The following is a 15,462-nucleotide window of genomic DNA, read 5'->3' as shown; positions in this document are numbered from 1 at the left end:
AGTCTAGCGGCATTGCCCGGTGGCACCAAATTCTAGGTTGACGACCGCCCAGAGATTTTTCCTCGCGCGCCTTGACAGGATGCGGAATGCTGCTAATTTTCCGGGCAAGTTGCAAAAAGTAGACGCTCGCTTGCTTGGGAACAGCATAGCGATTCATTACGCACCAAGGTGAGGAAAACATGCTGCGCATGCCCCGTCCCCCGCTGCTCGGTCTGGATATTGGACTGGATGCAGTGAAACTTGTAGAGCTGTCTTCCAGTCGGGGGCAGTTGTCCGTTACCCATGCCGACAGTGAGACGATCCCGAACGACCCGGCCACAGAGCCAAATGGGCGGGAACTGGAGTCCAGCAGCAGCGCCATCCGCACGATTCTGCAGCGATCACGCATCCGCGCCAAAAGGACTGCAACAGCATTACCTTCCAACAACGCCATCGTCAAAATTATCTCTCTACCATCGGGAATGCGCGATGACGTCATCGAGGACCAGATTCGCTACGAGGGTCAACAGTACATTCCCTTCCCCATGGAGCAGGTCAATTTTGACTTCGCCGCGCTGGGGCCGGATCCAGAACGGAAGGGATATCAGCAGATACTCCTTATCGCCAGCAAAAAAGATCATGTGGAAGACATTTCCGCCATACTGGAAGGCGCCAGCCTCAAGCCCAGCATTCTCGATGTACGGCAATTTTCCCTATGGACCCTGATCAATCATCTACAACCCCAAATCAGTAGCGAAAAGGGAGGCGTCGTCCTCATCGAGATCGGCACCAACGCGACCGGGGTGCATGTTTTCGAGAGCTCCCAACCGATCTATTCTCGCGACCACAATTTTGGCACGGCGAAACTGACGGAGAGAATTTCGCAGCATTTTGGCCTGACCCGGGAAGATGCCATGCGGATGCAACGGTTCGGCGGCTTACCCCAAGAATATGAAAAGGACGTGCTAGCCCCATTTGTCGCCGAACTCGGTCGGGAACTCCTGCGTGCTCTGGATTTTTTTCAAGCCAGCTTACCCGATGTGAATTTGCGAAAGATCGCGCTTTTCGGCCCGGGTGCCAATCTGGCGGGTATCACAAAACAGCTCGCCTCCTTGCCGATTGAGACTCCCGACCCGTTCGCCGGGATGGCCATCGGGTCGGCCGTGAACGAGCGTTTTTTGCGCAGCGAAGGTTCTTCCATGGCGGTAGCCTGCGGACTCGCTCTTCGGAGGTTTGCTGAATGATCTATATCAACTTACTTCCTCATCGCGAAACCAAGAGAAAGCAACAGCAACAAATTTTCCTCGCCGGGCTTCTTCTTGTGCTGCTAGTCGCCGCAGCCATTTATTATGGAATTTATGAGGTTTTCGTTGGGCGTGTGCAGGCAGAACAGGAGAAAATCGTCTACCTGCAGGGGGTTACCCAGCAACTGGACCAAAAAATTGCCTCCATTGCCGATCTGCGTAAAAAACGAGATGCTTTGCTCGCGAGGGAAAAAATCATCAGCACCCTTCAGGATCGACGTGACCTCAGCGTGCGGATTTTCAACTCGCTGGCAGCCATCACCCCACAAGGGGTATTTCTGACCAAGCTACAGCAACAGGGGGACAACGTCACCCTTTCCGGCTACGCCGAGGGTAACGACCAAGTCGCCGAATTCATGCGAAAAATTGAAACCAGTGGAGTTTTCGACAAGCCCACGCTGGACATCATTAGCAAAGCCCAATTGGGCGGTGACGAAGTAAATCAGTTCACCCTCCAGATGCAAACTCGTCTGCCCAAGGTAAAGCCGGAGCAAACTCATGACCTGGGATGAAATCAACAATCTGCAGCTTGATGATCTCATGCGCCTGCCGCTCAAGGTCAAGGCCATCATCGCGGCGGTCATCATCATTGTACTGGGGCTCTTGGCCTGGTTCTGGTTCATTTCCCCAGAAAACGACAAATATCACAATCTTCATTTACAGGTGGAAAGCATGAAGGAGCAAGTTCGCCAAAAGCAGCTCCTGGCCGCCGATCTGCCTGCCTATCAAACGCAAATTCAGGAAATGAAACAGCGCTTTCAGCGTTTTCTAAGCCAGCTGCCGAATCGCGCGCAAATCCCTTCCCTGCTCGACGACGTCACCCTCGCCGGCAGAAGTCGCGGCCTGGAGTTCTCGCTGTTTCAACCACTTCCGGAAGTAAACAAGAATTTCTATGCGGAAATCCCGGTGAAAATCAATGTGGTGGGGACCTATGGTGACATAGGGCGCTTCGCCGCGGCGGTGGCGGCGATGCCGCGGATCGTGACCATCAACGATATCAGCATCTCCCCCACGGCGGGCGCGAGTAATCCCGTTCCGCCCGCCAAAGCGCTGGCGGCCCAGCAACTGCAAATGTCCTGTGTGGCCACGACCTACCGCTACATCGAGGCCAAACCCGAGCAGACAGGAGCACAAAAATGAAGGTGTCAGGCCGCATTGCCAGTCTTGTGACGCTCACTCTGCTGCTGAGCGCCTGCTCCCATAACGAAAACCTGGCAAAGCTACAGGCCTTTGTTCAGGAAGGGCCACAGCTGCACCCCAAGGTGCAGCCACTGCCTCCGATACCGCACTATACAGCCACGGCTTACAGCAATCCTTCGAACCGCGATCCCTTCACCAGTTTTTCTACGCTGGCATTGCGCGCAGAGGCGGCAGCGGCGGGGACGAAAATGGCGCCGCAGCGGAAGGGGCCGCTCCAGCCGTTGGAAAGATATGCGCTTGGCAGCCTTACCCTGACGGGAATCATGCAAGCGGATGGAAAACACTGGGCGGTATTTCTGACCCCGGACGACAAGGTCTATCGTGCGGATGTAGGTAGCGGCATCGGCGACAAGAATGGTCACATCGTGTCCATCGACGCTCAGCGTCACGAAGTCGTTGTCATCCAGTATCTGCCCAATGCTTTCGGCGGCTACGAAAAACAAAGCACGACTCTGCACTTTCAGAGCAATGCTTGAGTCAAGGATCTGAGCAAGGATGAAGCACATGAACCAGAACGATTCTTTCGCAGTGATAGCGTCCCCAGGCAAGCGGCGGAAACGTCCTACTGTCCTGCGTCTTGCCCTGCTGACCGCAATAGGCTGCATGGCGGTAACCGGTACCAGCTGGGCCGAAAGCTTGATCCGGGGGTTGCAGGTCGAGGCCAGTGCCCAGGGAACGATACTCAACATCCAAAGCGATTCGCGGCCATCCTATGATGTGAATACCTTCAACCATGGCTACCGCGTGCAGATCGATTTTCAAGACGCCCATTTTCTCCCGCAGGCCAACAACGTCGCTAGTGGAGGAGTAATCGAAAACATTCTCAGCGAAAATGACGGGCACGACGCGCGCCTGGACCTCTTGCTGCGCTCGCCACAAGCAGTGATGGTGGAACCCGCTCCTGGCGGATACCGTTTGCGCTTCGTTGCCCTGCATGAGAAGCCGGCAGCTGCGGCCGCAGCCATTCCCACCACAAGCGCCGAATCCAGCGCGGCGGTTGCCGCTGCTCCGGAGATGTCAGCCGCACCTGCCACCCTCGGCACGAGCGTGGACGATCTCTCCTTTCACCGGGAAAAGGATGGCGCTGGTATGCTTTCCCTCAGCATTCAGGGGATGCAGCCGCAAATGGACGTGCGTCGGGAATCCGGGCGCCTGGTCGTTACCTTGCACAACACCCAAGTGTCCAGCAGCCTCACCCATCGCTTTGGGACGGATCAATTCGGTACCCCGGTACAGTACGTCGATGTCTATCCCTTGGGTACCAGCACCCGCCTGATCCTTCATATCGATGGTCCATTTCAGTACTCTGCCTATCAGCTCGGCCAGCAGACCATGATCTCTGTGCGCCATGAGAATGCCAATGTCGCTGCAGAGAATCCCATGCAAAGCAAGCGCCTGAGCATGGACTTCCAGAACATCAGCGTGCGGGATGCCTTACAGGTTATTGCCGATTTCACGCACCAGAACATTGTGGTTTCCAATAGCGTTTCCGGGACCCTTTCCATCCGCCTGAAGAATGAGCCTTGGGAAGAGGCCTTCAAGGTGATTCTGGAATCCCAGGGCCTTGCCGTGAAGCACATCGGCAATATTCTCTGGGTGGCCCCGGCTAGCCAGATCACGAGTCAGGAAGAAGCAGAGTTGAAGGCCGAGGCCAGCAAGCGCAAGCTGGAGCCCCTGGTGACCGAACTGATCCCCCTGAAGTATGCGCGGGCGACGCAGATCGCGGATTTGCTGCGCGGCTTCTCCCAGCAGATCAACAATAGCGATTCTGGGTCTGGCCTCAACGCGCAGCAAAGTCACGCCCTCGCCTCTGCCTTGGGAATTCCATCGGAAAACCTCATCGGCAATTCTCTCTTGGGTCCGCGTGGTTCCGTCGCCGTGGTCACCCGCACCAATAGCCTCTTGGTACGCGATACCCCGCAAGACATCGACAACATCAAAAAGCTGATCGCCCAGATCGACAAGCCGGTCCCCCAGGTCCTCATCGAGGCGCGTATCGTCCAAATCACCACCAATGCCGCGCAGTCTCTGGGTATCCAATGGGGTGGCACCTACACCTCTGGTGGCGGCGGCGGCATTATCAATCTGTCGGGTACCGGCGCCTCGAACACCACCAGCACCCAGGGAGGCAGCTATCCGATCGGTAACTTCGGTAGCGGCAGTAGCACTGGTACCAGCACCGGCAGTACGAGCGGTGGCGTGCCTGCCCTAGTGAATCTGCCGGCCTATGCGCCGAGCGGCAGCCCGCTGACTGGCTTGAATCCTGCGTCCCTCGGCTTCGCCTTGGGCAACGCCTCCGGCAGCCGAATTTTGAACCTGCAACTGCAGGCCCTGCAGGCGGCCAACAAAGCGAAAATCATCTCCAGTCCGAAAGTACTGACCGAGGACAACGAGACCGCTACTATCGCTCAGGGTACGGAAATTCCCTACCAGCAGGCGTCGAGCAGTGGTGCCACCGCCGTTTCCTTCAAGAAGGCCGAGCTGAGCCTCAAGGTCACTCCCCACATCGCCCCCAACGGCAAAGTCACCATGGACGTCGAGGCCACCAACAACCAGCCAAACTACGCCCAGGTGACAGCGGGTGGTGTGCCCATCAATACCCAGGAGGTCAAGACCAAACTGCTGGTCAACAACGGGCAGACCGTCGTCATCGGCGGCATCTACACGGAAACCAACAGCAGCAGTCAATCCGGGGTTCCATTGCTGAAGGATATTCCACTCTTGGGTTGGCTGTTCAAAGCCAAGGAATATAATACGGCGCAAACAGAGCTGTTGGTTTTCATTACCCCCAAGGTGGTGGGTGGGCAAAGCGTGGGAGACGACGCTGGCTAGAATCATCCTCATTGGCCCCATGGGGTCGGGCAAAAGTACCATCGGCCGCCTTCTGGCGGCCCGTTTGCGTTGGCAGTTCGTCGATTCCGACGCGCGCATCGTGGCTGCCACCGGGGTAGACATTCCCACGATCTTTGCCATCGAGGGCGAAGCGGGTTTTCGCGAACGCGAGCATCGGGTGCTCCACGACATTGCGCAAGAGGATGAAGATATCGTGCTGGCGACTGGCGGCGGCGCAGTACTCGATCCTCGCAATCGGGAACTGCTGCGCCGCATGGGCGAGGTGATCTACCTGGAAGTGAGTGTCAGCGAGCAACTCCGGCGTCTTCGTCATGATCGCCAGCGCCCGTTGCTACAGGTGGATAATCTACGCCAGCGCCTGGAAGAACTAGCCGCGGAGCGCACCCCCCTCTATCGGCAGACTGCCCATTGGCGAGTACGTGGCGACGCCCTGCGCTCCGACCAAGTGCTGCGTCAGATCCTGCGCCATTTGCGCGACCTTTGTACGGGCCAATAGATCTCAACAACGAAAAAACTTTGCAGTGCGGCACGAGCCCCCTACAATGGAAAGAATGATGCAGGAAGAGATTTCCGAAATGCCTAGCCTTCAAGTCCAACTCGGCGCACGCTCCTACCCCATACAGATTGGTTCCGGGATTCTGCACGACGCGCAACGCTTTCTGCCCCACCTAAGCACGGGCGCCATTGCCATCCTTTCCGACGACTTAGTGGCCCCCCTCTACCTTCCTGCCCTGCGCGAGACTCTGGCACATGCGCAGCGTCCACTGGTGGAAATCATTGTGCCGCATGGCGAGGGGAGCAAATCTTTCGCCCAGGTGGAAAACGTCTGTGGGCAAATGCTAGCGGCGGGACTCGGACGGGATAGCACCCTGTGCGCCCTAGGCGGAGGTGTCATCGGCGATCTGGGCGGCTTCGTCGCCGCCATCTACCAGCGCGGCATTCCTTTTCTGCAAATCCCGACGACCCTGCTGGCGATGGTGGACTCCTCGGTGGGTGGCAAAACCGGCATCAATCATCCCTTGGGCAAGAACATGATCGGCGCCTTCTATCAGCCGCGCGCGGTGATTGCCGATGTCGACACTCTGGACAGTCTGCCCGAGCGCGAATTTCGCTCCGGGCTGGCCGAAGTCATCAAGTACGGACTGATCAACGACCCGGGCTTTTTCGCCTGGCTGGAAGAGCACCTCGACGCCATTCTCGCCGAAGATGGCGATGCCCTGGCACGGATCATTCACGACTCCTGCGCAGACAAGGCCGAGGTTGTCGCCCGCGACGAGCTGGAGGGCGGCCTGCGCGCCATCCTCAATTATGGCCATACCTTTGGCCACGCCATCGAGGCTGCCACCGGTTATGGCACCTATTTGCACGGTGAGGCGGTTGCCATCGGCATGGTCATGGCCGCTGATCTTTCTCGTCGTCTCGATCTGCTGCGCGAGAGTGAGCAAGCGCGCATCTTTCGCCTGATTCAGGCGGCCGGTCTGCCGACGCACGCCCCGCGTCTGCCGGCAGAGGAATACCTTCGCTTCATGCGCCTCGACAAAAAGGCTGCCGGCGGACAGATCCGCTTCATCCTCCTGCGCAGCATCGGCGAATCGATCATCACCGGTGACGTGCCGGAAGCTGCCGTGCGGCAGACCCTCAACGCCTTCATGGAGTGAATCATGGCAGCACATAACAAGGCCACCAGTGAGCTGGAGGAAGAAATTGCCGAGCGCCTGCGCGTACATCCTGACGCCTGCCTGCGCATTGGCAATTTCGGTTTCATCGAGCTCGAAGACAGCTGGGGCGATGAAGCCACCATCGTCAATACCGCCCGCATCAGCACCACCAACAATCGCTTGGCCAATGCCGAGGCCTTCAGCGAGCGTGATCGCAACCTACTCTATCAGTTGCTTCGTGACCAGCATGGTACGCCCTTCGAGACGGTCTATTTCCGTTTCCGTTTCATCGCCCCCATCTTTGTCCTGCGTCAGTGGGTCAAGCACCGGATATCGAGCTGGAACGAGTTTTCCATGCGCTACCGCAAACCGATATCGGAAGCTTATGTGCCCGATCTCGCCGCCCGCAGCGTCGACGGGTATGCAGTGCTCGACGACGAGGCCGTGGCAGAATACGAGGCATTGCTGAGCGATTTGTTTGCCTGGTACGAGCGGCACTACGAAGCCGCCTGCGCGCGCATCGATGCGGCACGTGTGGAGGGCGCCCTGCCTGCCAAAAGTGGCGGGCGAGATCCCTACCGTGGCCGGGCACGGGAACTATTACGCAACGTGATGCCGGTAGCGGCCTATTCCGATGTCTACTGGACCGTGAACTTCCGTAGCTTGATGAACTTCTTCCGCCTGCGGCGCAAGCCCGATGCCCAGTACGAAATTCGCCAGTACGCCGACGCCGCTTATCTTCTCTTCTCCCGCCGCCTGCCGCTACTGGCCAGCACCATGGAGCAGGTCCTCCGCGAGAGTCACGGCTGAATAGTGGGAACTCTAGCCAGTTACGCGGCGCATCCAGAGCAAAGCCGGGGGCGGCGTCACGCTGAGAACGAGCCGACCGGCGGCCGCAGCGAATACCAACGCGACCGGGATCGAGTCATCCACTCCACTGCCTTCCGCCGCCTGGAGTATAAAACGCAGGTCTTCGTCAATCATGAGGGAGATCTCTACCGCACCCGCCTCACCCATAGTCTGGAAGTGGGCCAAGTAGGGCGTTCCATTGCTCGCCAGCTGCATCTGGATGAAGACTTGGTGGAGGCTATCTCCCTAGCCCACGACCTGGGGCACACCCCCTTTGGACATGCCGGTCAGGATGCCCTGAACGCCTGCATGGCGGAGTACGGTGGCTTTGAGCACAACATTCAGTCCCTGCGCGTCGTCGATGTACTCGAGATGCGCTACGGCGATTTCCCGGGTCTGAACCTGACCTTCGAGACCCGCGAGGGGATACTCAAGCATTGCAGCCGCAATCGTGCAGAGAAGCTCGGGGACGTTGGCGAGCGCTTTCTCAACGGCGAACAGCCCAGCCTAGAGGCGCAGATCACCAATCTGGCAGACGAAATCGCATATAACAACCATGACATCGATGACGGCTTGCGTGCCGGGCTACTCAATCTCGATGCGCTCATCGAGGAAACCATGTTCGGCCCGATCTATCTTGCGGTAGCGCAGCGGTATCCTGCGGCATCGCGCACGGTGTTACGGCACGAGGCCGGTCGTCGTTTGATCAATCTGCTGATCACCGATCTGGTGGAACATACCTCGTCCCGAATCACCGCCGCGGAAATTCGGAGTCCTGCGGGTGTACGGCAGTATCCCGAACCGCTCGCTGCCCACAGTCCGAACATGGTCCGCGCCATTCGCACCCTGAAGAGTTTTCTGATGCAGAACCTCTATCGCCATCCCCAGGTACATCGCCAAGCCGAAAAGGCGAAGCGCACGGTACGACAGATTTTCGAGCTGCTCTTTACCGATCCGCAGCTCCTGCCGCGCAAACAGCAAAGCTTTCTGCGCGACCACCCCGGCGATCTGCGGCGGCGTGCCCGGGTAGTGGCTGATTACATTGCCGGTATGACCGACCGCTTTGCCATCGCCGAACATGAGAGACTTTTCAATCCCCGGTCTGGAGCGTAGAAAAGATCCAAGAATCTACTGATATTCTTTATCTTTTTGGCTTATTCCAAAATAAAAATCTGTTGTTGTCCCGCATTTCAGTTTCGCTATAGACTCGAGAAGTTTTATCAACAAGCGGGAAGAGGAGCAGGATGATGATCAAAAATCTGTTGATGTCTGCCGTACTCGGTTCGGTCCTTGTGGCGCCTGCGCTGGCCTTTGCCGCAGCGCCGGATTTCATGTCCCCGGAATGGGCAAACGAGCTGTGCAGTGCCTGGAATCAGAACGACACTCTGACCACCAAGCTGGCTGGTTCCTGGATCAAGAACAACGGTGGAAAGGGCTATAAAGTCATGGAGATTTCCGATTCATCCATGAAATCGACCCCGCCCGTGCAACTGGAAATCGCGCCCAAGGATGGCAAGGCAGAATGCATTTACGGCGGCGCCGTGAAGGTTACCGACCTCAACTATAACTACGATTATAAAATGTGGGCCACAACCCACGACTGGCATCACATGGGTTCCCCGATGATGGCAATGATGTTTGGACGCCTGAACTTCAAGGGACCCAAGATGGAAGCCATGGAAAACATGGGTCCGTTCGCGGAGTTTCTGAAGCTGGTGAAGGAAGTCCCAGCTACGGTTCCGGCATCCTGATACCGGGGTAGGACTGCGAAACGTCCGGCAGCGCATGCCGGACGTTTTTTATTGCTCCTGCAAGCGCTCCCGTAGTAAGGCGTTTACCTGATCGGGGTTGGCTTTTCCCTGGCTGGCCTTCATGACCTGCCCTACGAAAAATCCGAAGAGCTTTTCTTTTCCCGCGCGATAGTCGGCAGCTTGCTGCGGATGTTTCTGGATAATCTCGTCGATCATGGCAACAATAGCAGAGCTATCGGTAATTTGGCGCAGGCCCCGCGCATCGATGATGGCATCAACCGAGCCCCCTTCTGCAAAGAGGATTTCGAAGATTTCCTTGGCAATTTTTCCGGAAATCGTCTGATCGACGATACGTGCCAACAATTGCCGCAGCTCTTCTGCCGCGACGGGACAGGAATCGATCTCCAGACCCGCTTTGTTCAATGCTCCCAGCAATTCTCCCATCACCCAGTTTGCCGCTAGCTTGGCATCTTGGCCTTTAGCGACGATTTCATAATAATCCGCCAACTCACGCGCGGCCGTCAGTACCGCGGCATCATAGGCTGGCAAGCCATACTGTTCGATGAAGCGCGCTTTACGGGCGTCCGGCAACTCCGGCAGCTGCGCACGAACCCGTTCGATACGCTCTTCGTCCAGCTGCAAAGGGAGAAGATCGGGATCCGGGAAATAACGGTAATCGTTTGCCTCTTCCTTGCTGCGCATAGAGCGCGTTTCGCCCTGGTTGGCATCGAAGAGGCGGGTTTCCTGCACGACCTTACCGCCGGACTCGAGGATGTCCTGCTGACGCAGAATTTCGTAGCCAATTGCCTTTTCCAGAAAGCGGAAGGAATTGAGATTCTTGATCTCTGCCCGAGTCCCAAAGGGCTCGCCCGGACGGCGCAGGGATACGTTGGCGTCACAGCGAAACGATCCTTCCTGCATGTTGCCGTCGGAAATATCGAGATAGCGCACCAAGGCATGCAGCTTTTTCAGATAGGCAACGGCTTCTACTGCGGAGCGCATGTCCGGCTCCGAAACGATCTCCAATAACGGCGTTCCAGCGCGGTTGAGGTCAATGCCCGACTCGCCGGAGTACGCTTCGTGCAGAGATTTTCCAGCATCCTCTTCCAAATGCGCACGGGTGATGCCGATACGTTTTTCTGCTCCGTCCGGCAGCAGAATATCGAGATGCCCGCGCCCGACAATAGGGATTTCATACTGACTGATCTGGTAGCCTTTCGGCAGATCCGGGTAGAAATAGTTCTTGCGCGCGAAAATGCTACGTCGATTGAGCTCGGCACCAATAGCCAGTCCAAAGGCAATGGCCTTGTCGACTGCGGCCTCGTTCAATACCGGTAGTGCTCCGGGCATGGCCAGACAGACCGGACAAGTGTGGGCATTGGGCTCAGCCCCAAAGGCGGTGGAGCAGGCACAAAAGATCTTGCTGCGGGTGTTGAGCTGCACATGCACCTCAAGACCAATCACTACTTCCCAGGCCATGCTCATTGCTCCTCCCAGCTCGGCTCTCGTCGATGCCAGTCGCTATCACGCTGGTAGGCGTCGCCCACCGCCAGGATCAGCTCGTCTGCAAAATAATTTCCCATGATCTGCAGGCCGATGGGTAAACCAGCCTTACTGAAGCCACAAGGGAGACTCAGGGCGGGAATACCTGCCAGATTCACCGCGATGGTGTAGATATCGGCCAGATACATGGCTACCGGATCGGCGCTCTTGGCCCCCAGGGCAAAGGCAGGCGTGGGCGTGGTCGGGCCCATGATCACATCCACCTCGGCAAAGGCACGGCGAAAATCCTCCCGGATCAGGGCACGAACCTGCTGTGCCTTGCGATAGTAGGCATCGTAATAGCCGGCGGAGAGCACGTAACTGCCAACCAGGATACGGCGACGGACTTCGGGACCAAATCCCTCATAGCGAGACTGCAGGTAGAGCTCCTGCAAGTCTGCAGCCGCGCCACTGCGATGGCTGTAGCGTATTCCGTCGAAGCGGGACAGATTGCTCGAAGCCTCAGCCGGTGCCAAGACATAATAGGTGCTGACAGCATGGGCATTGTTGGGCAGATGCACCGGCCGAATCTCCGCCCCCTGTCGAACGTACCACTGAATGGCTTCTTGCACGGCCTGCGCCACTTCAGGATCGAGGCCGTCGCCAAAAAACTCCTCGGGGACCCCAATCCGCAGACCCTTCAGGCTGCGCCCCAAGGCGGCCGCAAAGCGCCCGGCAGCCTGCGGATGGCTAGTCGAATCGAGAGCATCGTGACCCGCCATGGTGTCCATGAGCAAGGCACAGTCGGCCGCCGAACGTGCCATCGGACCGCCTTGATCGAGGCTGGAGGCGAAGGCGATCATGCCGTAGCGGGACACGCGCCCGTAGGTAGGCTTCAGGCCAGTCACACCACAGAAGGCTGCAGGCTGGCGGATGGAGCCGCCGGTATCCGTGCCGGTGGCGGCAGGCAGCAGGCGCGCGGCCAAGGCCGCCGCCGAACCGCCCGAGGAGCCACCCGGAACACGGGTGCGGTCCCAAGGATTGCGTACCGCACCAAAGAAACTGGTTTCGTTCGAGGAGCCCATGGCAAACTCGTCCATGTTGAGCTTACCCAAACTCACCATACCTGCTCGCTGAAAACGCTGGACCACCGTGGCATCGTACGGAGAGACAAACTCCGCCAGCATCTTCGATGCACAGGTAGTGCGCTGGCCGCGGGTACAGAAAATGTCCTTGTGTGCCAGCGGGATTCCGTCCAGTGGGCTAACATCGCCTGTTGCGCGCCGCTGATCTGCGGCACGCGCCTGGTCCAGTGCCTGCCGTTCACTGACCGTAATGAATGCGTTGAGTCGGTCCTGCCCCTTGCGGATGCGTTGCAGAAGAGTGGAACTGAGCTCCACCGCCGAAAATTCCTTTTTGCGTAGCCCTGCTGCGAGCTCCGCAACGCCCATCTGGTGGAGTTCCATGACCAACCCTTATTCGATAACCCTGGGAACCAAAAATAGGCCGTCCTGCGCGCGCGGCGCCGAAGCCATCAACTCTTCTCGGGACAAGCATTCCTGCCGCAGTTCATCGGGTCGCAGCGGCTGCCGCAAGTCGAGGGGGTGTGCCATCGCCTCTACCCCCTCCGTGGGTACTGCCTGCATCTCCGCCACCAAAGCGAAAATCCGCTCCAGTTGACTAGCCATCTGCGGCAACTCGTTGTCCGGCAGTGCAATACGACTCAACTGCGCGATGCGCTTGACAATTTCCGTATCCAAATTCTCTCCCTTCAGGGCATACTGGCAGCCGAGGACGTGCTTGCCGTCGGCGGGGGCAAATCCAAACCCTCCAGCAGCTGATTCTTGTTCACCTTGCCACCGTCAATCAAGAACTGCTCATGCTGTTCCCAAGCATTGCGGGCAAAAATGTACGGATTCACGGCATCCTCCACCATTTTCACCTGCGGCGCATCCACATGACCGGTGTTGATCACACCCATCCCCGTCCACGCCCATTGCGCATTGCTGCTCGGGAAATAATACGGAGGAGAAACAAAAATCGCCAGGGCCATACCGGGCAGATTGCGCAGCGAACTGGGACCATAGAACGGCAAGACCAGATACGGTCCCTGTGGCACTCCCCATACTCCCAGGGTCACGCCAAATCCATTATCCTGCTTGGGTAGATCGAGCTTGTCGGCGACGTCAAAAATGCCCCCCAAGCCGAAAATGGTATTGACCAGAAAACGACTCAAGCCCTCCATTCCCGGCTGCACCCGTCCCTGCAGGAAGTCGTTGAGGAAGATATAGGGCATGTCGGCATTGGCGAAGACATTGCTGACACCGGTGCGGAAGAATTTGGGAGTAACAGCCTCGTAGCCTTGGTTCACCGGGCTAAGAACATTGCGGAACAACCATAAATTGGCGTTGAAAATGGGCTTATTGATGGGCTCGAGGGGATCATTCGTCCCAGAAGCGCCAGCGGAAGGGCCATGCACGGTTGCGCAGCCGCTCAAGCCAAGGCATCCAACGAGACCGAACAGAAGAGCCAGACGGCGGATAATCACGATTTACTACCGGATGCGTAGGCCTGGATTTCCTTCCGCAGATGCGCAAGCAGTGCCGGGAAGCCCTTGCTGTTGATCATTTCTGTATATTCCGAACGCTTCAACGATAAATCGCTGACACCATCGGCGACCACATTGATGATTTTCCAATCTTTTCCATCGGCCTGCTCGAGCAGATAATCAAAACGATGCACCCGGCCATTTTTCATCGTGAAAGTCGAGAAGACTCCCATGGTACCCGGGCGCAACTGCTGCGCCTCGACAATCGCAAAGTGCTCGCCATCGTAACCATCAAAACGGCCAGCATAGGTCGCCGCAGTATACTCGCCGAGCACTTCCACAAACTGCTTTTGCTGTTCCGCGCTCAATTTTCCCCAATCCGATCCTAATGCCAGCTCGCCGATCCGCTGAAAATCAAAAGTCTTATCCACGACAGGAGCAATAATCTTGTACCGCCCCTGATACCCAGCAGCTTTGCCGGCCTTCATAGTGGAAAGAAGAGCTTGGTCCAGCTTTTCGATCGTTGCCTTGGGACTGCTCGCTGCCGCTATCTGAGCAGTCGCCGAGGTATTCGCCCAGGCAACAGAGCCACCCGCGGGAATCAGGCCCAGAGCCAAGACTGGCAGGATCAATCGGGCACCTCGAAACATAAAAATCTCCTATAGATCCATATCCGCGAATCAGCGCTCTACCCGCAACGGGAACACAGGTCTTTCCGACCCCGGGTGCGAAGGGCTGGAAGGCATGTCTGGCGCCATCGGTCCCCGGGTCCTTGGGCCAAACAAGGACACCTTCAAGGCTTTGAGTGGATGCGCAAAGGTATCGTTCACCGCCGTTGGTTCAAAGCCAGAATGTACCTGACACTGGTCGCACTTGCTGTTGTTTCCTACCCCGTACCGCTCCCAAGGAGTTTCCTCCATCAGCGCACGAAAACTGGGGGCATAGCCTTCACTGACAAGCAGATAACAGGGCTTCTGCCAGCCAAAAATGTTACGCGTCGGGTTCCCCCAGGGCGTACATTGATAGGTCTGGTTACCCGCCAGGAAATCCAGAAACAGGCTCGATTGGTTAAATTTCCACTTGGCCTTGCGTTCCCTGCCAATGCGGAAGATGTCGCGGAACAGTTGGCGTGACGCCTGTCGCTTGATGAAAACTTCCTGTTGCGGCGCCCGCTCATAATTGAAGCCCGGGGAGATCGTTACCCCTTCCACCCCTAGAGCTTTACAGTCATCCAGGAAGTTCGCGACTTCCTCCGCGCCCTCACCCTGAAACAAGGTGCAGTTGACGGTGACCCGGAAACCTTTCTCTACCGCGTCACGAATGGCCGCTGCGGCCCGCTTGTACGTTCCCGGCTGGCAGACAGAATCGTCATGGCGATGCTCATTGCCATCCAGGTGTACGGAGAAGGTCAAATACGGCGACGGTTGGTAGTCGCCCATGCGCTTTTTCAGGAGCAATGCATTGGTACACAAATACACGAATCGCTTGCGTTGCACGAGGCCGGCAACGATCTCGGGCATGTCCTTGTGGATGAGCGGCTCGCCGCCAGCGATGGAGACAATGGGCGCGCCACACTCCTCGGCGGCGCCGATACATTCTTCCACGGAAAGGCGCTTATCCAGCACCTCATCGGGGTAATCGATCTTGCCGCAACCAGCACAGGCCAGATTACAACGAAACAAGGGCTCTAACATGAGCACCAAGGGATAACGGCGGTTACCGCGCAATTTCTGACCGATGATATACCGGCCTACGCGATAACTCTGTATAAGTGGCACTGCCATTTTCAGCCTTCTCCTTTCCTCGGGGGTTCTATGCCCGGGCAATCGAATGTACTT

The 15,462-nt window shown here is 57.4% G+C and carries 16 protein-coding genes; 10 read left to right on the top strand and 6 right to left on the bottom strand.

From position 1 onward, the window contains the following. Positions 1–179 precede the first annotated feature (179 nt). The 10 genes from pilM to ORD17_RS09330 all read left to right on the top strand — a co-directional run bounded on the left by pilM (position 180) and on the right by ORD17_RS09330 (position 9,594). Complete coding sequence (gene pilM / locus ORD17_RS09375) at positions 180–1,223, top strand: type IV pilus assembly protein PilM (RefSeq protein WP_308388166.1); 1,044 nt, start codon at positions 180–182, stop codon at positions 1,221–1,223. Further along, on the top strand, positions 1,220–1,795 hold the full coding sequence (locus ORD17_RS09370; protein ID WP_308388165.1) for a PilN domain-containing protein: 576 nt from the start codon (positions 1,220–1,222) through the stop codon (positions 1,793–1,795). The genes pilM and ORD17_RS09370 overlap by 4 nt, the downstream gene beginning before the upstream one ends. Further along, entirely contained in the window at positions 1,782–2,423 is a 642-nt protein-coding gene (locus tag ORD17_RS09365) for a type 4a pilus biogenesis protein PilO (protein ID WP_308388164.1), read from the top strand. The genes ORD17_RS09370 and ORD17_RS09365 overlap by 14 nt, the downstream gene beginning before the upstream one ends. Then, on the top strand, positions 2,420–2,959 hold the full coding sequence (locus ORD17_RS09360; RefSeq protein WP_308388163.1) for a pilus assembly protein PilP: 540 nt from the start codon (positions 2,420–2,422) through the stop codon (positions 2,957–2,959). The genes ORD17_RS09365 and ORD17_RS09360 overlap by 4 nt, the downstream gene beginning before the upstream one ends. Before the next feature lie 28 nt (positions 2,960–2,987). Beyond that, positions 2,988–5,315 carry a type IV pilus secretin PilQ family protein gene (locus tag ORD17_RS09355; protein WP_308388161.1) on the top strand — a complete coding sequence of 776 codons (2,328 nt, stop codon included), beginning with the start codon at positions 2,988–2,990 and terminating at the stop codon, positions 5,313–5,315. Then, positions 5,284–5,832, top strand: a complete 549-nt coding sequence (locus tag ORD17_RS09350) for a shikimate kinase (protein WP_308388158.1) — start codon at positions 5,284–5,286, stop codon at positions 5,830–5,832. Before ORD17_RS09355 ends, ORD17_RS09350 begins: the two co-directional genes overlap by 32 nt. Before the next feature lie 79 nt (positions 5,833–5,911). Then, positions 5,912–6,994, top strand: a complete 1,083-nt coding sequence (aroB, locus tag ORD17_RS09345; protein ID WP_308388156.1) for a 3-dehydroquinate synthase — start codon at positions 5,912–5,914, stop codon at positions 6,992–6,994. Between the two features lie 3 nt (positions 6,995–6,997). Further along, the gene (gene thyX, locus ORD17_RS09340; protein ID WP_308388154.1) at positions 6,998–7,804 is read left to right on the top strand and encodes an FAD-dependent thymidylate synthase; all 807 of its coding nucleotides are present in this window, start codon (positions 6,998–7,000) and stop codon (positions 7,802–7,804) included. Positions 7,805–7,807: 3 nt separating this feature from the next. Beyond that, positions 7,808–8,956: a deoxyguanosinetriphosphate triphosphohydrolase gene (locus ORD17_RS09335; RefSeq protein WP_308388152.1), complete on the top strand. Its 1,149-nt coding sequence runs from the start codon at positions 7,808–7,810 to the stop codon at positions 8,954–8,956. A gap of 131 nt (positions 8,957–9,087) precedes the next feature. Further along, entirely contained in the window at positions 9,088–9,594 is a 507-nt protein-coding gene (locus ORD17_RS09330) for an SCP2 sterol-binding domain-containing protein (protein ID WP_308388150.1), read from the top strand. A gap of 48 nt (positions 9,595–9,642) precedes the next feature. Here the strand turns inward: ORD17_RS09330 and gatB are convergent, their stop codons facing one another. Genes gatB through hpnH form a run of 6 tightly spaced genes read right to left on the bottom strand, consistent with a single transcriptional unit; the run spans position 9,643 to position 15,408 of the window. Continuing rightward, positions 9,643–11,073, bottom strand: coding sequence for an Asp-tRNA(Asn)/Glu-tRNA(Gln) amidotransferase subunit GatB (gatB, locus tag ORD17_RS09325; protein ID WP_308388148.1), 1,431 nt, complete (start codon positions 11,071–11,073; stop codon positions 9,643–9,645). Between the two features lie 2 nt (positions 11,074–11,075). Beyond that, the gene (gene gatA / locus ORD17_RS09320) at positions 11,076–12,542 is read right to left on the bottom strand and encodes an Asp-tRNA(Asn)/Glu-tRNA(Gln) amidotransferase subunit GatA (RefSeq protein ID WP_308388146.1); all 1,467 of its coding nucleotides are present in this window, start codon (positions 12,540–12,542) and stop codon (positions 11,076–11,078) included. A gap of 9 nt (positions 12,543–12,551) precedes the next feature. After that, positions 12,552–12,836, bottom strand: coding sequence for an Asp-tRNA(Asn)/Glu-tRNA(Gln) amidotransferase subunit GatC (gene gatC, locus ORD17_RS09315; protein ID WP_308388145.1), 285 nt, complete (start codon positions 12,834–12,836; stop codon positions 12,552–12,554). 11 nt (positions 12,837–12,847) lie between these two features. Further along, on the bottom strand, positions 12,848–13,573 hold the full coding sequence (locus ORD17_RS09310; RefSeq protein WP_308388144.1) for a VacJ family lipoprotein: 726 nt from the start codon (positions 13,571–13,573) through the stop codon (positions 12,848–12,850). A gap of 47 nt (positions 13,574–13,620) precedes the next feature. Further along, positions 13,621–14,274: an HpnM family protein gene (locus ORD17_RS09305; RefSeq protein ID WP_308388143.1), complete on the bottom strand. Its 654-nt coding sequence runs from the start codon at positions 14,272–14,274 to the stop codon at positions 13,621–13,623. Between the two features lie 30 nt (positions 14,275–14,304). Then, entirely contained in the window at positions 14,305–15,408 is a 1,104-nt protein-coding gene (gene hpnH, locus ORD17_RS09300) for an adenosyl-hopene transferase HpnH (RefSeq protein ID WP_308388141.1), read from the bottom strand. Between the last annotated feature and the right edge of the window lie 54 nt (positions 15,409–15,462).

The sequence above is a fragment of the Acidithiobacillus sp. AMEEHan genome, assembly GCF_030996345.1.
Lineage (GTDB): Bacteria > Pseudomonadota > Gammaproteobacteria > Acidithiobacillales > Acidithiobacillaceae > Igneacidithiobacillus.
This window is presented reverse-complemented; position numbering and strand designations above follow the sequence as displayed.